Genomic DNA, 17,280 nt, shown 5'->3' with positions numbered 1-17,280 from the left:
CATGCAGTTCGGACGCACCTACGAGGAGTTCGAGGTCGGCGCGACGTACAAGCACTGGCCGGGCAAGACGGTCACGGAGTACGACGACCACCTGTTCTGTCTCCTCACGATGAACCATCACCCGCTCCACATGGACACCAACTATGCGGAGAAGACGACGGACTTCGGCAAGAACGTCGTCGTCGGGAACTACATCTACTCGCTGCTGCTCGGCATGTCCGTGCCGGACATCTCCGGCAAGGCGATCGCCAACCTGGAGATCGAGTCGCTCAAGCACGTGGCTCCCACCTTTCACGGCGACACGATCTACGGTGAGACGACGGTGCTCGACAAGTGGCCGTCGAAGTCCAAGAACGACCGCGGCATCGTCTACGTCGAGACCAAGGGCTACAAGCAGGACGGCACGCTGGTGTGCGTGTTCCGTCGCAAGGTGATGGTTCCGACCGAGACGTACATCAAGGAGCGCGGCGGCGAGCAGCCGGGCCGCCCGGAACTGACCGCACCCGCGGACAAGAACACGGAGAAGTAATGGCGCGCCTCGCCCAGACCGCCGGTCTGACGGACATCCAGCAGGAGATCCTCTCCACCGTCCGGGACTTCGTGGACAAGGAGATCATCCCGGTCGCCACCGAGCTGGAGCACCGCGACGAGTACCCGCAGAGAATCGTCGACGGCCTCAAGGAGCTGGGCCTCTTCGGCCTGATGATCCCCGAGGAGTACGGGGGCCTGGGCGAGTCGCTCCTGACCTACGCGTTGTGCGTGGAGGAGATCGCCCGCGGCTGGATGTCGGTCTCCGGCATCATCAACACGCACTTCATCGTGGCGTACATGCTCAAGCAGCACGGCACCGAGGAGCAGAAGGACTACTTCCTGCCGAAGATGGCCCTCGGCGAGATCCGTGGCGCCTTCTCGATGTCGGAGCCGGGCCTCGGCTCCGACGTGTCGGCGATCACGTCCAAGGCGGTCAAGGACGGCGAAGAATACGTCCTGAACGGCCAGAAGATGTGGCTGACCAACGGCGGCACGTCCTCGCTCGTCGCCGTCCTGGTCCGCAGTGACGAAGGACACCCCGAGGGCACGGCGCCCCACAAGTCGATGACGACCTTCCTGGTCGAGAAGGAGCCCGGCTTCGGCGAGGTCCGCCCCGGCCTCACCATCCCCGGGAAGATCGACAAGATGGGTTACAAGGGCGTCGACACCACGGAACTCATCATGGACGGGCTGCGTGTTCCGGCCAATCGGGTACTCGGCGGGGTCACCGGCCGAGGGTTTTACCAAATGATGGACGGAGTCGAGGTCGGTCGGGTGAACGTCGCGGCGCGTGGCTGCGGCGTCGCTCAGCGTGCCTTCGAGCTCGGCGTGTCGTACGCGCAGCAGCGGCACACCTTCGGTAAGCCGATCGCCCAGCACCAGGCCATCCAGTTCAAACTGGCGGAAATGGCCACCAAGGTCGAGGCCGCCCATGCCATGATGGTGAACGCGGCGCGCAAAAAGGACTCAGGAGAACGAAACGACCTTGAGGCCGGTATGGCGAAGTACCTCGCCTCCGAGTACTGCAAGGAGGTCGTGGAGGACGCCTTCCGGATCCACGGCGGCTACGGCTTCTCCAAGGAGTACGAGATCGAGCGCCTCTACCGTGAGGCCCCGATGCTGCTGATCGGTGAAGGAACCGCCGAAATCCAGAAAATGATCATTGGTCGCCGACTGCTCGAAGAGTATCGACTCCAGGGCTAGATATGGTGATACGGGGTGTTTTCTTCGCGAAGAAGATCACACCCCGTCAACACTCTTCGGCCGTCGACTCGGCTTCCTGGCTTGCCCAGTTGCGGCCCGCGACCGGTACGATCGCCGGAAAGCCGCCGTCCCCCGTTGAAGCGCGGCATCATCCGCTACGAAGGTCATCCATGCCCCACAGCCAAACCTCTGCACCACGCGACAGCCTTGTCAGCGTACGTCTCGCGCGCGGAGCATCGCCGTGGCTTCTCCCGACCGTTGCCACCGCAGCACTCAGCCTGGCCCGCTCGCGTCGCTCCGGCGCGGCCAAGGCCGTGGCCGTGCCCGCCACCGCGCTCGCGGCGGGCATGCTGTGGTTCTTCCGCGACCCCGAGCGCGAGATCACCCCGGGCCGGGTCATCTCGCCCGCCGACGGAGTGGTGCAGAGCATCATGCCGTGGAAGGACGGACGCACTCGTGTCGCGATCTTCATGAGCCCGCTCAACGTCCACGTGAACCGCGCGCCGCTGGCCGGCACGGTCACGTCGGTCGAGCACATCCCGGGCGGCTTTGTTCCGGCTTTCAACAAGGAGAGCGAGAACAACGAGCGCGTAGTCTGGCATTTCGACACCGAACTCGGCGACATCGAAATGATCCAGATCGCCGGCGCGGTGGCCCGCCGCATCGTCCCCTACATCCCGCAGGGCACGAAGGTCGAGCAGGGCGACCGTATCGGTCTGATCCGCTTCGGCTCGCGCGTCGACCTCTACCTGCCGGAGGGCGTGGAGGTCGCTGTCGAGGTCGGCCAGAAGACCATGGCTGGGGTGACTCGTCTTGACCGTGATTGATCCGGATACCAAGGCCGGCTGGGTGCCGGAGGCCGACGAGGTGTGCGACGAGGAGGAGATGCCTCTCTCGCTCCGCCTCTCAATAGCGGACACCCTCACCCTCGGCAACGCCACGTGCGGGTTCATGGCGGTGTACTTCACCACCACCGGCATCCTGATCCCGCACCTCACGGGCAACGACGAGTCGGCGGGCATGGCCCGGCACAGCGCGGCCACGGCCGTGATCCTCATGCTCTGCGCCGCGGTCTTCGACCTGTTCGACGGCCTGGTCGCCCGTAAGCTCCGCTCCTCGCCGATGGGCGCGGAGCTGGACAACCTCTCCGACCTGATCAGCTTCGGCCTGGCCCCGGCGTACTTCGTCCTGGTCTACGGCATGGTGGCGGACGACGCGCACCAGAGAATGGCCGCGCTGAGTGCGATCGTGGTGCTGCTGGCGGTGGTGCTGAGACTGGCCCGCTTCTCGTGCGTCACGATGAAGGACGGCATGTTCCAGGGCATGCCCTCACCCTTCGGCGCGCTGACGGTGGTCTCGATCGTCCTCCTGGAGCTGCCGTTCTTCGCCACGCTGCTGGCGATCCTGGGCACGGCGTGGCTGATGGTGAGCCGCGTGGAGTACCCGAAGCCGCGGGGCCGCCTGGCGGTGGCCATGCTCTCCTGGATCGTCCTGTCGATGGGCCTCCTGGCTGCCTGGGCCTTCGACGCCCCCAGCGGCCAGCTCCTCCTCCAGACGGGCTGCGCGCTGCAGCTGGTCATGGGTGCGGTGATCCCGCTGTTCGCGACGGCTCGCCGCGTGAACAACTTCCGCGACAACCGCCGCGAGGCGCGCGCCGCCCAGCTGCCGTAGCGCGCTGCGCTTGCCGAGGGCCCCGGACCGGGTTGGTTCGGGGCCCTTCGCGTTGGTGCCCGTCCTGGAGCTGCCGCCCCCGGTCCCCCCGCCTCAGTCCGAAAGGGCCTCGTCCTCGAAGGCCGGAGGGGCCCGGTCGATGCCGACCGGCGCTGGGAACTCAGCCCAGGTGGTCCCGGGCGATCCGTTCCGCCACCCGCTCCAGGATCGGCCCCGCGTCCGCGATGCACGTGGCGACGTCCGGTTCGATCTCCGTCAGCGGGTAGGCACGGCGGATACCGGCCCGCTCCAGAGCCTCCCCCGGCAGGGCCAGGCGGCCGCAGACCGCGACGACCTCCTTGCCGGCCGCCCGCGCCGCCGCCGCGACCCCCGCCGGTGCCTTGCCGTGCAGTGTCTGCTCGTCCAGCGACCCCTCCCCCGTGATCACCAGCGAAGCCCGCTCCAGTGCCGGCGCGAAGCCGAGGACGTCCAGCATGACCTCGATACCCGGCCGGAAACGGGCGCCCAGGACGAGCGCGCCGTACCCGATGCCGCCCGCGGCACCCGCACCCGGCGACGCCGCGTACTCAGCGGCCCCGGGACCGATCGCCTCCTCCAGCACCTTCGCGTAGTGCGCGAGCGCCGCGTCCAGCGCCTCCACGTCGTCCGGCGAAGCACCCTTCTGCGGCCCGTACACGGCCGGCGCGCCCTTCGGCCCGGTCAGCGGGTTGTCGACGTCGCTCGCGAGCACCAGGTCCACCGAGGCCAGCCGCGCATCCAGGCCCGACAGGTCGGCACGGGCGAGCTCGGCCAGCCCTCCGCCGCCGGGCGTCACGGGCTCCCCCTCCGCGTTCAGGAACCGCGCGCCGAGCGCGGTCAGCATCCCCGCGCCCCCGTCCGTCGTCGCGCTCCCGCCGACCCCGAACACGATCGTCCGCGACCCGGCGTCGAGCGCGGCCCGCAGCAGCTCCCCGGAGCCGTACGTGGACGCGGTCAGCGGCGCGAAGACCCCGGCCGGCAGCCGCTGCAGCCCGCTCGCCTCCGCCATCTCCACGACCGCGGCGTCCCCGCGCAGCGCGAACGCCGCCGTGACCTCGTGGCCGAGGGGACCCGCGACCCGCACCTCGCGTCGTTCGAACCCGGCCGCGACGGCCGCGTCCACGGTCCCGTCGCCTCCGTCGGCCACGGGCAGCGCCTCGACCTCGAGACCCGGCACGACCCTGCGCAGTCCGGTCGTCACCCGCTCCGCAACCTGTACGGCCGTCAGCGACCCCTTGAACTTGTCCGCGGCGATGAGCACCCGCTGTGCCGCTCGGGTGTCGTTCACTGCAGCGTCCGCCACCTGCACTCCCCTTGCTCTCCGGGCCTTGCGCACGTCAAGGCAGTCGCGCCGCTGTGACCATAACCAACGGACCCCTCCGCCGTCATGTCCCGTCCGGCCGCCGGAACACCGCGCAAGCGCCCGCGGAATTGGGTAAACCTTCGCCATGACCCCTGTGGGCACCGAGCTCGCCGACCGCGTCCTCGGGGGCTGGCTGGGCCGGATCGCGGGCAACATGCTCGGCAAGCCGGTCGAGCAGGGCGACCTGTGGACGCGGGAGCGCATCGACCGCTATCTGCGGCAGGCCTCGGCCCTGCCACTCACCGACTACCTGCCCGCGCCCGCCACCGAGACCGACGGCTTCGAGCTGCGCCCCGAGTGGCGCCAGTGCGTACGCGGCCGCATCCACGGCAGCTGCCGCGACGACGACGTCGACTACGCGATCCTCGGCCTCGACCTGCTCGAGACGCACGGTTTCGGCTTCAGCACCGAGCAGGTCGGCGACCTGTGGCTGCTGCGGCTGCCGTATCTGCAGACGTTCACGGCCGAGCGGGCCGCGTACCGCAATCTCGCCAACGGCCTGAAACCGCCGCTCACGGCCACGTACGACAATCCCTACCAGGAGTGGATCGGCGCCCTGATCCGCGCCGACGTCTACGGCTGGACCCGCCCGGGCGTCCCTCACCACGCCGCCTCGCTGGCCCGCCGGGACGCGGTCCTGTCCCACACCGGCAACGGCGTGTACGGCGCGATGTGGGCGGCCGCGCTGATCTCGGCGGCGTTCACCGCGCCCACGGTCCGGCACGCCCTGGACTCGGCGCTCACGATGATCCCCGCGAGCAGCCGCCTCGCCCGTACCGTACGCCGGGTCATCTCGCTCCACGAGACCCGGCTGACCTGGGAGGAGACGCTCGACACCGTCTCCGGGGAGACGGCCGGGCTCGGCTGGATCCACACCGTCCCGAACGCCGCGGTGCTCACCGCCGGGCTCCTGTACGGCGACGGCGACTTCACCCGGACGATCGCGCTGACCGTCCGCGGCGGCCTGGACACCGACTCCAATGGCGCGACCGCGGGCTCGGTCGCCGGTGTCCTCACCGGTGCCGAGGCGATCCCCGCCCAGTGGAAGGACCCCCTGGAGGACACGGTCCGCAGCGCCGTCTTCGGCTTCGACTGCGTCCGCATCAGTGAACTGGCGGACCGGACACTGCGGCTGGCCCGGACGGGGAACCGGTGAGCCGCTCCTGCGCCGGCAGGCGGCGTAGGAACTGTCTCGGGGCGCAGGTGCGCCGACTGGTTACCCTTCCTGAATGACCACACCGGACTTCGCCACGTACATCGCGTCCTTGCCCCGCGTCCTGGCCGGCGCCGCCGCGCTCTTCCGCGACGCCACGGGGCGCGTGCTGCTCGTCGAGCCCAACTACCGTGACGGCTGGGCGCTGCCGGGCGGGACGATCGAGTCGGACACCGGTGAGACACCACGGCAGGGCGCCCGACGTGAGACCGCGGAGGAGATCGGGCTCGACGTCGAACTGGGCCGTCTGCTCGCGGTGGACTGGGTGCACGGGGTCGCACGGCCCCCGCTGGTGGCGTATCTGTACGACGGCGGCGTCCTCGCCGAGCAGGACCTCAAGGCGATCCGCCTGCAGGAGGAGGAGCTGCTGTCCTGGCGCCTGGTACCGCGCGAGGAGCTCACCGCGTACCTGCCGGGTCCCCTGGGCCGCCGCGTTCTGGCCGCACTGGACGTCCTGGCGGAGAGCGCGTGTACGGCTGAACTGGAGAACGGCCACCGGGTGGGCTGATCTGCCGGCTGCCACACCTTGAGGTTCGGGCCCGGCCGGCGAAGACCGACGCCACCGGTCCTGCTCTTCTTCTCTTCCACCACTGCGAACGACCGCGGAGCCGCACCCCGATATCCGTTCGCCCTACACGGGCAGGCGTCCTACTCTCGGCGCATGAACAGGCCCCTCGTCGCCATCCTCAGTGGCGCAGGTATCTCCACCGACTCTGGAATCCCCGACTACCGCGGACCCAATGGGCTGTGGCGACGGGATCCCGAGGCCGAGAAGCTCGTGACGTACGAGTGCTACATGGGCGATCCGGAGATCCGGCGGCGCTCGTGGCAGATGCGGCGCAAGAACCGGACGCTGAAGGCCGAGCCGAACGATGCGCATCGGGCCGTCGCCGAGCTGGAGCGGTCCGGGGTGCCCGTGCGGGTCATCACGCAGAACGTGGACGGGCTGCACCAGCTCGCCGGCATGCCCGCCCGCAAGGTACTCGAACTCCACGGCAGCGCAAGAAGTTTCGTCTGCACGAAGTGTCACGCGCGCGGGCCCATGAAGGACGCCATCGCCCGGGTCGAAGCCGGTGAGGACGATCCTCCGTGCCTGGAGTGTGGCGGCATCCTCAAGTCGGCGACCGTGATGTTCGGTGAGCGGCTCGACCCGGTGGTCCTCGGCGAGGCCCTCGCCATCACGAAGGCCTGCCAGGTGTTCGTCGCCGTCGGCAGCAGCCTCCAGGTGCAGCCCGCCGCCGGACTCGCCGGTGTCGCCGCCGACCACGGCGCACGCCTGATCATCGTCAACGCCGAACCGACGCCGTACGACGACCGCGCCGACGAGCTCGTCCGGGAGCCGATCGGCACCGCGCTGCCCGTGCTGTTGCGCGAACTGAGCGTCGAGAGCGGTCAGGGCTGACAAGCGGAGCTCCGACACGTGAAGATGTGAAAGGACTGCTCGACGGGTCCCGGACGTGATCGACTCGGCGCAGCGGGCGCACGAGGCGTGGCAGCGCCTCGATAAGTCCAACGCCCCGCCCCTGGCGGACCAGGCCGAACGACCGCCTCCCGCCGCACAGGACGTCCCGGCCGGTCATGCCGGCTCCCCTTTCCAGACAGGTGTGACCCTCATCGGCGGGCATGCCGCTCGCCCCACTTGCGCGGGGCCGTCAGGACCGAGGTCAGCGCCTGACCGGCCTCGGTGAGGACGTATTCATGGCGGGCGTGCTGCTCGTCGTAAGCCCCGCTCGATGACACCTTCCGCCTCCAGCTTGCGGGGGCGCTCGGCCAGACGGTCGCGGGGAGCGCCGGTGTGGCGCTGGATGTCATCGAAGCTCGGACGCCCAAGCCGATCTCCCGCAGAACCAGCTGCGACCACCGGTCGCCGACGGCCTCCAGGCATCGGCGATGGGGCAGGGACGGACGCCGTGGAGTATGTGACGTTTGATTTCCAAACCCGCTCGGCTGGCTAAGATGGCAGTGGGCGCAGGATTTGAAGACCAACCTTCCAGCAGTGTCACAGACCTTCCAGCGGTGTCACAGAGGAAGGGACACACCCCATGGCCCATCTCCTCTTCATCGGCAGCTCCCGCAGCATCGGCCGAGCAACGGCACTCGGACCGGCCCCCTGGGATCACGCGGTGATCGCTACCGCTCGCCGGGCCGAGTCCCCCGCCGATCTCCCGGTCGTCCGGCGGCCGGCGCTCGACGTGACCGACCAGGCGTCGGTCGACGACGCCGCGACTGGTCGGATCGACGTGCCCGTCAGCACCGCCGGGGAAACGCGACGAGGCGCCGTGGAGCACCCGCCGCCTTCCGCGTTCGAGCGCCTGTTCCAGCTCGACACGCTCGGCGCCCTGCCGGTGACCCGCGTCGTCCTGCCCGGCATGCGGGAGCGCCACCCGGGGCGACGTTGCCCGAACAACGCGCCCATGCGCGATCAGCCGTCGCGAATCCGAATGTAGTCGTCTTGTCCAAGGGTGAACGGCCATGGACCTCGGTGCGCGAGCCCCCATCAGTGGGAGCAGGGGGACACCAGACGCCAGGGAGGTGCGTCGCACTGCCGAGTTGTACGCCACCGACCAGCAGGTGCGAGACGCCACGCCGTCCGAAGCGGTCACCGAGGCGATCCGACAGCCGGGACAGTCACTCGCCACGCTCGTGGCCACGGTCATGGACACCTACGCGGACCGGCCCGCGCTGGGTGAGCGCGCGCGGGAACCGGCCACCGACCCGGCGACCGGCCGGACGTCGCTGCGTCTGCTGCCGAGGTTCGACACGATCAGCTACCGCGAGCTGTGGTCCCGCGCCGGCGCGGTCGCCGCCGAGTGGCACCACCACGAGCAGCATCCGATGCGCCCGGGTGACTTCGTGAGCGTCCTCGGCTTCACCAGCTGCGACTACGAGACGATCGACCTGGCGTGTGTCCGGCTCGGCGCGGTGAGCGTGCCGCTGCAGTCCAGCGCGTCGATCGCCAACCTCAAGCCGATCGTCGCGGAGACGGAGCCCCGTCTGCTGGCCACGAGCACCGAACTGCTGGACATCGCGGTGGACCTTGTCGCCGACAGCCCCTCGGTCCGGCGTCTGGTCGTGTTCGACTACCGGCCCGATGCCCACGAGGAGCGCATGAAGTTCGAGGCCGCGCGCGAGCGTCTCGCGAAGTCCGGCCGCCCGATCGTGCCGGACCTGCTCGCTGCCGTGGTCGAGCGCGGACGGAGCCTGCCATCCGCACCCATGCCCGAGCCCGACCCGGACCGGCTGAGTCTGCTCGTCTACACGTCCGGCAGCACCGGCACACCCAAGGGCGCCATGTACACCGACCGCATGGTCGGCCGGCTGTGGCAGGGCTGGCACCACAACGACGACAAGCCGAGCATCGGCATCAACTATTTGCCGCTGAACCACATCGCCGGCCGGGCGATGCTGCTCTACACCCTGACCCGCGGCGGCACGAGCTACTTCGCTGCACGCAGCGACCTGTCCACCTTGTTCGAGGACATCGGTCTGACCCGTCCCACCGAGCTGCTGCTGGTGCCCCGCATCTGCGACATGCTGTTCCAGCGTTACGAGAGCGAGCTGGACGATGGGGCGGACGACGCGGAGGTCAAGGCACGACTGCGCGAGGAGTTCCTCGGCGGCCGGCTGCTGTGGGTGGCGTGCGGGTCCGCGCCCCTGTCCGCCGAGATGGCGGCATTTGTCGAGTCGCTCATCGACCTTCCGCTGCACGACGCCTACGGCTCGACCGAGGCGGGCTCGATCACGCTGGACCACAAGGTGAACCGGCCGCCGGTGCTGGACTACAAGCTGGTGGACGTGCCGGAGTCGGGCTACTTCCGCACCGACAGGCCCTATCCGCGCGGTGAGCTGCTGTTGAGGACGGAGACGGCCACCCCGGGCTACTACAAACGCCCCGAGGTCACTGCCGAGATCTTCGACGAGGACGGCTACTACCGTTCCGGTGACGTCATGGCCGAGATCAGGCCGGACGAGCTGGTCTACGTCGACCGCCGCAAGAACGTGCTCAAGCTGGCGCAGGGCGAGTTCGTCGCGGTGTCCCGGGTGGAGGCCACATTCGCCACCAGCCCGCTGGTGCGGCAGATCTTCGTCTACGGCAACAGCGAGCGGGCCTATCTGCTCGCGGTGATCGTGCCCACCGAGCACGCGCTGCGCCGGGGCGGCGACCTCAAGACACGCCTGCACGAGTCATTGCAGCAGATCGGCACGGACGCCGGCCTGAACTCCTACGAGATCCCGCGCGACTTCCTGATCGAGACCGAGCCGTTCAGCACCGAGAACGGCCTGCTCTCCGAGTCGCGCAAGCTGCTGCGCCCACGGCTGACAGACCACTACGGCCGGCGACTGGAGCAGCTGTATGCCGAGCTGGCCGACCGGGAGACCGCCGAACTGAGGGCACTGCGCCACGCCGGCACGAAGCAGCCGGTGCTCGACACCGTGCTGCAGGCCTCTCAGGCGATGCTGGGCGGCGCGACCGGCCCTTTGGACCCCGACGCGCGCTTCACCGACCTCGGCGGCGACTCACTGGCCGCGCTGACGTTCTCGAACCTGCTCGAGCAGATCTTCGGCATCGGCGTCCCGGTCGACGTCATCATCAGCCCCGCCAACAGCCTGCAGCGGCTGGCGGAGCACATAGAGACGGCGCTGAAACCGGGGGCGAAGCGGCCGACGTTCGTGACCGTGCACGGCACGGGCGGTCCGCGGGTACAGGCGGCGGACCTGACCCTCGACAAGTTCATCGACGCCCAGACCCTCGCCGCGGCCACGACGCGGCCCATCAGGAGCGGCCCGGCCCGCACCGTGCTGCTGACCGGCGCCAACGGCTACCTCGGTCGATTCCTGGCCCTGGAATGGCTGGAGCGGCTGGCGCCCACGGGGGGAACACTGATCTGCATCGTGCGGGGCAGCACTGCCGAAGCCGCGCGCCAGCGGCTCGACGACGCCTTCGACAGCGGTGACCCCGAACTGGTCCGCCACTTCCAGCAGCTGGCCGGCGACCACCTCGAGGTGCTCGCCGGTGACATCGGTGAACCCAACCTGGGCCTGGACGAGCGGACCTGGCATCGGCTGGCCACTACCGTCGACCAGATCGAGCACCCGGCCGCGCTGGTGAACCACGTACTGCCCTACGAGCAACTGTTCGGCCCCAACGTGGTCGGCACCGCCGAACTGATCCGGATGGCGATCACCACCCGCATCAAGCCGGTCACCTACTTGTCGACGGCCGCTGTGATCACCTCCCAGGTGTCCTCGGCCGACGAGGACACCGACATCAGGGCGACCAGCCCCATGCGGCAGCTGGACGACAGCTACGCCAACGGATACGCGACCAGCAAGTGGGCGGGCGAGGTGCTGCTGAGGGAAGCGCACGATCTGTGCGGCCTGCCGGTTGCCACCTTCCGCTCGGACATGATCCTCGCGCACAGCAGGTACTCCGGACAGCTGAACGTGCCCGACATGTTCACCCGCCTGCTGTTCAGCCTGATCGCCACCGGCATGGCACCGCGTTCCTTCTACCGGCTCGACGCCGAGGGCAACCGGCAGGCCGCGCACTACGACGGGCTGCCGGTCGACTTCACCGCCGAGGCCATCACCGCCCTGGGTCAGCAGGCCGTCCAGAGCTACCAGACGTTCAACGTGCTCAACCCGCACGCCGACGGCATCTCACTGGACGTCTTCGTGGACTGGCTCAACGACGCCGGCTATCCGATCGCGCGGATCGACGACTACGAACAGTGGTTCACCCGGTTCCACACCGCCCTGCGGGCCCTGCCCGAGAAGCAGAAGCAGCACTCGCTGCTGCCCCTGCTGCACGCGTTCGCCCACCCCAGCGAGGCCGTCGACGGCGCGGGCATCCCCACCGACCGCTTCCGCGCCGCCGTGCAGGCGGCCAAGGTGGGCCCGGACAAGGACATCCCACACCTGTCCGCGGCACTGATCCGCAAGTACGCAAGCGACCTGCGGCAGCTGAACCTGATCTGAACCCACCAGCCCATGCCTGGACATGGTGACTCTGTGGTGTGTCAGCCGCCCTCGGAGTGACACACCACACATGGCCTGGACCGGGACACCGCGCCCGCTTGCGCCAGTTCGGGCACCGTCCAGGTGCGCGCCGGGTCTTCGCGCTAGAAGAGCGCCACGCCGCTCTCGAAGTCCAGCAGGCGCTTCTTGCGGTCCAGGCCGCCGCCGTAACCCGTCAGGCCGCCGTTCGCGCCGACGACGCGATGGCACGGCACGATGATACCGATGGGGTTCTGCCGTTGGCGAGTCCCACCGCGCGTGAGGCGCCCGGATTGCCCAGGGCCTCGGCGAGTTCACCGTAGGAGCGGGTCTCGCCGTAGGGGATCAGCCGGAGCTGCTCCCAGACGCTGCGCTGGAACGGCGTTCCGTTCAGACGTAGTTCGAGGGTGAACTCCTTCAACCCGCCCGCGAAATAGGCATCCAGCTGTTCGGTCGCCTCGCAGAAGGGCGCGTCGTCGCGCTCGCCGAAGTTCTCCTCGGGCGGGCGGTGGCGCTGGGCGACCATGTACAGGCCGCACAGGACGCCGCCGTCGGCGACGAGGGTGAGCGGGCCGTAGGGGCTGTCGATGACCGTGTGCTGCTTCATGGAAGATCCTTACACCGGGAGGAAGTTGATCGGGTGGCCGTCGGTCGCCCACAGGTACTGGACCGCGTACGCCCGCCAGGGGCGCCAGGCCGCCGCGCGTGCCGTCAGCGAGGCCGGGGTGGACGGCAGGCCCAGCTCTCGTGCCGCCCGTCGGATACCGAGGTCGGTCGGCAGGAAGGCGTCCGGGTCTCCGAGGGCGCGCATCGCGATCACATCGACCGTCCAGGGGCCGAATCCGGGCAGGGAGAGCAGTCGGGCCCGGCTGTCCTCCCAGTCGCTCTCCACCCCCAAGTGGAGTGTGCCTTCGGAGAGTTGGCGGACCAGGGTGGTGAACGTGGTGCGACGGGTGCGCGGCATCGCGAGCGAGTCGGGATCGAGCGCGGCGAGCGCCTCGGGCGAAGGGAAGAGGTGGGTGAGGCCGCCCTCGGGGTCCTCGACCGGTTCGCCGTGCGCGGTGACCAGGCGGGCCGCGTGGGTCCGGGCGGCGGCCGTGGACACCTGCTGGCCCAGGACGGCCCGTACGGCGAACTCGGCCTCGTCGACCGTGCGCGGGACCCGGCGGCCCGGGGCCTTGTCGACCAGGGGGGCCAGGAGCGGATCCGTACGCAGCTGGTCGTCGACCGCGACCGGATCGGCGTCCAGGTCGAGCATCCGACGGCAGCGGCTGATGGCGACCGGCAGGTCCCGCATGTCACTGAGGGTCAGGCGGCACGCGATGTGGTCGGTCTGCGGGGTCAGCGCCACGATCCCATGGCCGTACGGCAGCCGGAGCGTGCGCCGGTACGCGCCGTCGCGCCACTCCTCCACGCCGGGCACGGCGGTCGCGGCGAGGTGGCCGAAGAGGTTGTCGGGGTTGAGCGGGGCGCGGAAGGGCAGTCGCAGGCTCAGGGCGCCGGGGGCGATCACCGTCTTCTTCGGGAGGCGGCCGCGCAGCTCGCTCGGAGAGAGCGCGAAGACCTCGCGGACGGTGTCGTTGAAGGTGCGGATCGAGGAGAAGCCTGCCGCGAACGCGATGTCCGCCATCGGCAGTGCGGTCGTCTCGATGAGCAGCCGGGCGGTCTGGGCACGCTGGGCCCGGGCGAGCGCGAGGGGTCCCGCACCCAGCTCGGCGAGAAGCTGGCGCTCGATCTGGCGGGTGCTGTAGCCGAGGCGTGCGGCCAGGCCGGGCACCCCCTCGCGGTCCACGACGCCGTCGGCGATCAGGCGCATGGCGCGGGCGACGAGGTCGGCGCGCTGGTTCCAGGCCGGCGAGCCGGGACTGGTGTCCGGGCGGCACCGCTTGCAGGCCCGGAATCCCGCCTGCTGGCAGGCGGCCGCACTCGGGTAGAACGTCATGTTCTCCGGCTTCGGCGGCACCACCGGGCAACTGGGGCGGCAGTAGATCCGCGTGGTCAGGACAGCTGTGAAGAACCAGCCGTCGAAGCGAGCGTCCTTGGACTGGACGGCGCGTACGCAGCGTTCCTTGTCGGTGTGCATCCCGTTCCGCATGCCTCCAGCATCGGCCACGGGCGAGGCCCGGGCTGGCGGGAATCCGACATGTGGGTGGGACTACCAGGCATTGCCCCGACCGCCTGCGCTCCCTCCTCCCCGCACCGCTCGGGCCGAGTCGCGGACGATCATCTGTGCTCGTGCCGGCGCGGACACCCGGAAGGGCTGTGCTCTCCCCATGGTGCGGTGGCGCTGCGAGCACCGCGTGATCCGCTACGGCGACCACATTTTCGGGTTCAACCGACGTGAGCGGCGAAGGCCCCGTACGCCCGCTCGTCGAACAGGACGAACCGGACCTCCTCCACGTCGGTCTTCGCGCCCCGCACGGTCTCGACCGCGATGCGGGCCCCGTCGTCGAGCGGCCAGCCGTAGACGCCCGTGGAGACCGCCGGGAACGCGACCGTCCGGGCGCCCAGTTCGTCGGCCACCTTCAGTGACTCCCGGTAGCAGGAGGCCAGCAGCTCGGAGCGGTCCTCGGTGGCGGACCAGACCGGACCGACCGTGTGGATCACCCAGCGTGCGTCCAGTTCGCCCGCCGTGGTGGCGACCGCCTGGCCGGTGGGCAGGCCCTTGCCGTAGTGGGAGGCGCGGAGCTCGCGGCACTCCTCGAGGATCGCGGGGCCGCCGCGCCGGTGGATCGCGCCGTCCACGCCTCCTCCGCCCAGCAGCGAGGAGTTGGCCGCGTTGACGACCGCGTCGGCGCTCTGCCGGGTGATGTCGCCCTGGACCAGCGTGATGGTGGTCATGTCTGTCTCAGCCTCCTCCAGACGGCCTTCGCCGCGTTGTGACCCGACATGCCGTGGACGCCAGGGCCCGGCGGGCTGGCCGACGAGCAGATGAAGACGGCCGGGTGCGGAGTGCTGTAGGGGAACAGAGAGAGTTTGGGCCGCAGCAGGAGCTGGAGCCCGGACACCGCGCCGGAGGCGATGTCCCCGCCGACGTAGTTGGCGTTGCGCGCGGCCAACTCCGGCGGGCCCGCGGTGGCGCGGGCCATGACGCGGTCACGGAAGCCCGGTGCGAAGCGCTCCAGTTGGCGTTCTATCGCGTCGGTGAGGTCACCCGTCCAGCCGTTCGGCACATGGCCGTACACCCAGAAGACCTGCTTGCCCCTCGGGGCCCGGGTGGGGTCGACGACGCTGGGCTGCACCGTGATGAGGAACGGTGTGTCGGGTGCCCGGCCCTCCCGGGACGCGGCGCGCAGGGCGGTGCCGATCTCCGCGCTGTCGGCGCCGATCTGCACGGTGCCGGCGACGCGCGGTTCCTTCGCGGTCCACGGCACCGGGCCGTCGAGTGCGTAGTCGACCTTGAAGACGCCGGGGCCGTACCGGTAGCCCTCGTAGTATCTGCCGAGGCCCGCGATACGGGCCAGGGCGGTGGGCGAGGTGTCGAAGATGTACGCGCGTGCCGGGGGCAGGTCGTCGAGGCGCTTGACCTCGTAGTCGGTGTGGACGGTGCCGCCGAGGTCCTCGAGGTAGGCGGCGAGCGCGTCCGAGATGGACTGGGAGCCGCCGCGGGCCACCGGCCAGCCTCGGGCGTGGGCGGCCAGCGCGAAGACCAGGCCGATCGCACCGGTGGCGAAGCCGTCGAGCGGGGCCATCACATGGGCGACCAGCCCCGCGAACAGGCTCTTCGCCCGCTCGTCGCGGAAGCGGCGCATCAGCCAGGTCGACGGGGGCAGGCCGACGAGGCCGAAGCGGGCCAGGGTGACCGGGTCCCGCGGGAGCGCGGTCAACGGCAGGGACATGAAGTCCCGGGCCAGCGTGTCCCAGCGGCTGAGGAAGGGCTCGACCAGCCGGCGGTAGGTCCCCGCGTCGCGCGGCCCGAACGAGGCGGCCGTCTCGGCCACGGACCGCGACAGCACCGCGGCCGTGCCGTCGGTGAAGGGGTGCGCCATCGGCAGCTCGGCGTGCAGCCATTCGAGGCCGTACCGCTGGAGGGGCAGTGCCCGGAACGCGGGCGAGTTGATGCCGAGGGGGTGGGCCGCGGAGCACGGGTCGTGCCGGAAGCCGGGCAGCGTCAGCTCCTCTGTCCGGGCGCCTCCGCCGATGGTGTCGCATGCCTCGAAGACGGCCACGGAGAACCCGCGGCGGGCCAGCTCCACGGCAGCCGTCAGTCCGTTGGGCCCCGCTCCCACCACGACCGCATCGTGCATCGACGGCACCTCGGACTCCTTCGTCAGCCGACGCCCACTGGGCATCAGGATATGCCGGGGGGCTGACACCCCTGGGGCGCGGGGGCGGCCGCCGAGTGAGGCTGTGGTTCCGTTTCCGCGCCGGTGCGAGGCGGTTCAGACGTCGCCCGACAGCAGTCCCAGCACCCGGCGGGCCGTGGCCTCGTCTCGGGCCGCCGTGAACGGCAGGGCGTTGCCGCCGGTGATGCGGAACGGTTCGCCCGTCAGGGTGAGGTGGGCGCCGCCCGCCTCCTCGACCAGGAGAAGGCCCGCGGCGTGGTCCCAGGCCGCTTCCCAGGAGAAGGCCGTGGCGTCCAGCAGGCCCTGGGCGATGTGCAGGTACTCCAGGCCCGCCGAGCCGCACGAGCGCGGGCGGACGCCTTCGGTCTGCAGGCCGAGGAGTGCGCGCTTCTGCTCGTCCGTCGTGTAGTACGGGTGGGATGTGGCGACCTCCACGTCACGGCCCGGGGCGGGCGAGCCGGAGCGCAGGCGTACACCGTCGAGGAAGGCGCCCCGACCGCGTATGGCCGTGGCCAGCCGGTCGTGGGCCGGTGCGTACAGCCACGAGGCGAGCACGACGCCGCCCTGCGCGAGGGCGACCAGCGTGCAGAATCCGGGGTCGCCGTGAACGAACTGACGGGTGCCGTCGACGGGGTCGACGATCCAGACGGGCGCCTCGCCCCGCACCGCCTCGTACGTCGCCGGATTGGCGTGGACCGCCTCCTCGCCCACGACGACCGAGCCCGGCAGCAGCTTGACGAGCGCCTCGGTGAGGTACGCCTCGGCATTGCGGTCGGCGTCCGTGACCAGGTCGTGCGGCCCGCTCTTCTCGTCGATCTCGTGCGCGGCGAGCTGGCGGAAACGCGGCATGATCTCGGTGGCGGCCGCCTGACGGACGGCCTCCTCCACGTCGGACGTGCGGTGGGCGAGAAACTCGTCGATGGTTTCGAAGTCTTCGATCATGCCTCCATGAGAGCATGCGCCGCTGACAATCCACACCGCCCCGGTGCACTCCGGGC

At 70.2% G+C, this 17,280-nt stretch carries 15 protein-coding genes and 1 pseudogene; 9 read left to right on the top strand and 7 right to left on the bottom strand.

The genetic code is table 11. The annotated features are described in order from the left end of the window. Position 1: 1 nt before the first annotated feature. From ACZ3TS_RS05415 to pssA, 4 genes are all read left to right on the top strand, one after another. Positions 2-529, top strand: coding sequence for a MaoC family dehydratase (locus ACZ3TS_RS05415; RefSeq protein ID WP_023545597.1), 528 nt, complete (start codon positions 2-4; stop codon positions 527-529). Then, the gene (locus ACZ3TS_RS05410) at positions 529-1,734 is read left to right on the top strand and encodes an acyl-CoA dehydrogenase family protein (protein WP_467613811.1); all 1,206 of its coding nucleotides are present in this window, start codon (positions 529-531) and stop codon (positions 1,732-1,734) included. Before ACZ3TS_RS05415 ends, ACZ3TS_RS05410 begins: the two co-directional genes overlap by 1 nt. 170 nt (positions 1,735-1,904) lie before the next feature. After that, a complete protein-coding gene (locus ACZ3TS_RS05405) occupies positions 1,905-2,561 on the top strand; it encodes a phosphatidylserine decarboxylase (protein ID WP_467614109.1) in 657 nt (218 codons plus the stop codon). A gap of 22 nt (positions 2,562-2,583) precedes the next feature. Beyond that, positions 2,584-3,405, top strand: a complete 822-nt coding sequence (pssA, locus tag ACZ3TS_RS05400; protein ID WP_467614107.1) for a CDP-diacylglycerol--serine O-phosphatidyltransferase — start codon at positions 2,584-2,586, stop codon at positions 3,403-3,405. Positions 3,406-3,565: 160 nt separating this feature from the next. On the opposite strand, the gene ACZ3TS_RS05395 is transcribed toward pssA, so the two are convergent. Further along, positions 3,566-4,726 carry a glycerate kinase gene (locus tag ACZ3TS_RS05395; RefSeq protein WP_467613809.1) on the bottom strand — a complete coding sequence of 387 codons (1,161 nt, stop codon included), beginning with the start codon at positions 4,724-4,726 and terminating at the stop codon, positions 3,566-3,568. A gap of 145 nt (positions 4,727-4,871) precedes the next feature. Between ACZ3TS_RS05395 and ACZ3TS_RS05390 the strand changes: the two genes are divergently transcribed. The 3 genes from ACZ3TS_RS05390 (at position 4,872) to ACZ3TS_RS05380 (ending at position 7,401) form a co-directional block, all read left to right on the top strand. Next, positions 4,872-5,942, top strand: a complete 1,071-nt coding sequence (locus tag ACZ3TS_RS05390; RefSeq protein ID WP_467613807.1) for an ADP-ribosylglycohydrolase family protein — start codon at positions 4,872-4,874, stop codon at positions 5,940-5,942. A gap of 73 nt (positions 5,943-6,015) precedes the next feature. Continuing rightward, positions 6,016-6,507, top strand: coding sequence for an NUDIX domain-containing protein (locus ACZ3TS_RS05385; protein ID WP_467613805.1), 492 nt, complete (start codon positions 6,016-6,018; stop codon positions 6,505-6,507). A gap of 153 nt (positions 6,508-6,660) precedes the next feature. After that, the gene (locus ACZ3TS_RS05380; RefSeq protein WP_467613803.1) at positions 6,661-7,401 is read left to right on the top strand and encodes an SIR2 family NAD-dependent protein deacylase; all 741 of its coding nucleotides are present in this window, start codon (positions 6,661-6,663) and stop codon (positions 7,399-7,401) included. A gap of 209 nt (positions 7,402-7,610) precedes the next feature. Here ACZ3TS_RS05380 and ACZ3TS_RS05375 read toward each other — a convergent pair whose 3' ends face one another. Then, positions 7,611-7,985, bottom strand: coding sequence for a winged helix-turn-helix transcriptional regulator (locus ACZ3TS_RS05375; RefSeq protein ID WP_467613801.1), 375 nt, complete (start codon positions 7,983-7,985; stop codon positions 7,611-7,613). 56 nt (positions 7,986-8,041) lie between these two features. Between ACZ3TS_RS05375 and ACZ3TS_RS05370 the strand changes: the two genes are divergently transcribed. After that, positions 8,042-8,446: an SDR family NAD(P)-dependent oxidoreductase gene (locus tag ACZ3TS_RS05370; protein WP_467613799.1), complete on the top strand. Its 405-nt coding sequence runs from the start codon at positions 8,042-8,044 to the stop codon at positions 8,444-8,446. An 85-nt stretch (positions 8,447-8,531) separates the two neighbouring features. Next, positions 8,532-11,978 carry a carboxylic acid reductase gene (gene car / locus ACZ3TS_RS05365; RefSeq protein WP_467613797.1) on the top strand — a complete coding sequence of 1,149 codons (3,447 nt, stop codon included), beginning with the start codon at positions 8,532-8,534 and terminating at the stop codon, positions 11,976-11,978. Between the two features lie 143 nt (positions 11,979-12,121). On the opposite strand, the pseudogene ACZ3TS_RS05360 reads toward car, so the two are convergent. From ACZ3TS_RS05360 to ACZ3TS_RS05340, 5 genes and pseudogenes are all read right to left on the bottom strand, one after another. Next, positions 12,122-12,603 (bottom strand): annotated as a pseudogene (locus tag ACZ3TS_RS05360) (methylated-DNA--[protein]-cysteine S-methyltransferase). Positions 12,604-12,612: 9 nt separating this feature from the next. Further along, positions 12,613-14,091, bottom strand: coding sequence for an AlkA N-terminal domain-containing protein (locus ACZ3TS_RS05355; RefSeq protein WP_467613795.1), 1,479 nt, complete (start codon positions 14,089-14,091; stop codon positions 12,613-12,615). A 236-nt stretch (positions 14,092-14,327) separates the two neighbouring features. Further along, on the bottom strand, positions 14,328-14,837 hold the full coding sequence (locus tag ACZ3TS_RS05350; RefSeq protein ID WP_467613793.1) for an O-acetyl-ADP-ribose deacetylase: 510 nt from the start codon (positions 14,835-14,837) through the stop codon (positions 14,328-14,330). After that, positions 14,834-16,243, bottom strand: coding sequence for a phytoene desaturase family protein (locus tag ACZ3TS_RS05345; protein WP_467613791.1), 1,410 nt, complete (start codon positions 16,241-16,243; stop codon positions 14,834-14,836). Before ACZ3TS_RS05345 ends, ACZ3TS_RS05350 begins: the two co-directional genes overlap by 4 nt. A gap of 135 nt (positions 16,244-16,378) precedes the next feature. Continuing rightward, positions 16,379-17,224 carry an inositol monophosphatase family protein gene (locus ACZ3TS_RS05340; RefSeq protein ID WP_467613789.1) on the bottom strand — a complete coding sequence of 282 codons (846 nt, stop codon included), beginning with the start codon at positions 17,222-17,224 and terminating at the stop codon, positions 16,379-16,381. Positions 17,225-17,280: the final 56 nt, after the last annotated feature.

This window comes from Streptomyces sp. NPDC022910 (assembly GCF_055561075.1).
The sequence above is the reverse complement of the archived record's forward strand: the minus strand, read 5'-3'. Positions and strand labels throughout refer to the sequence as shown.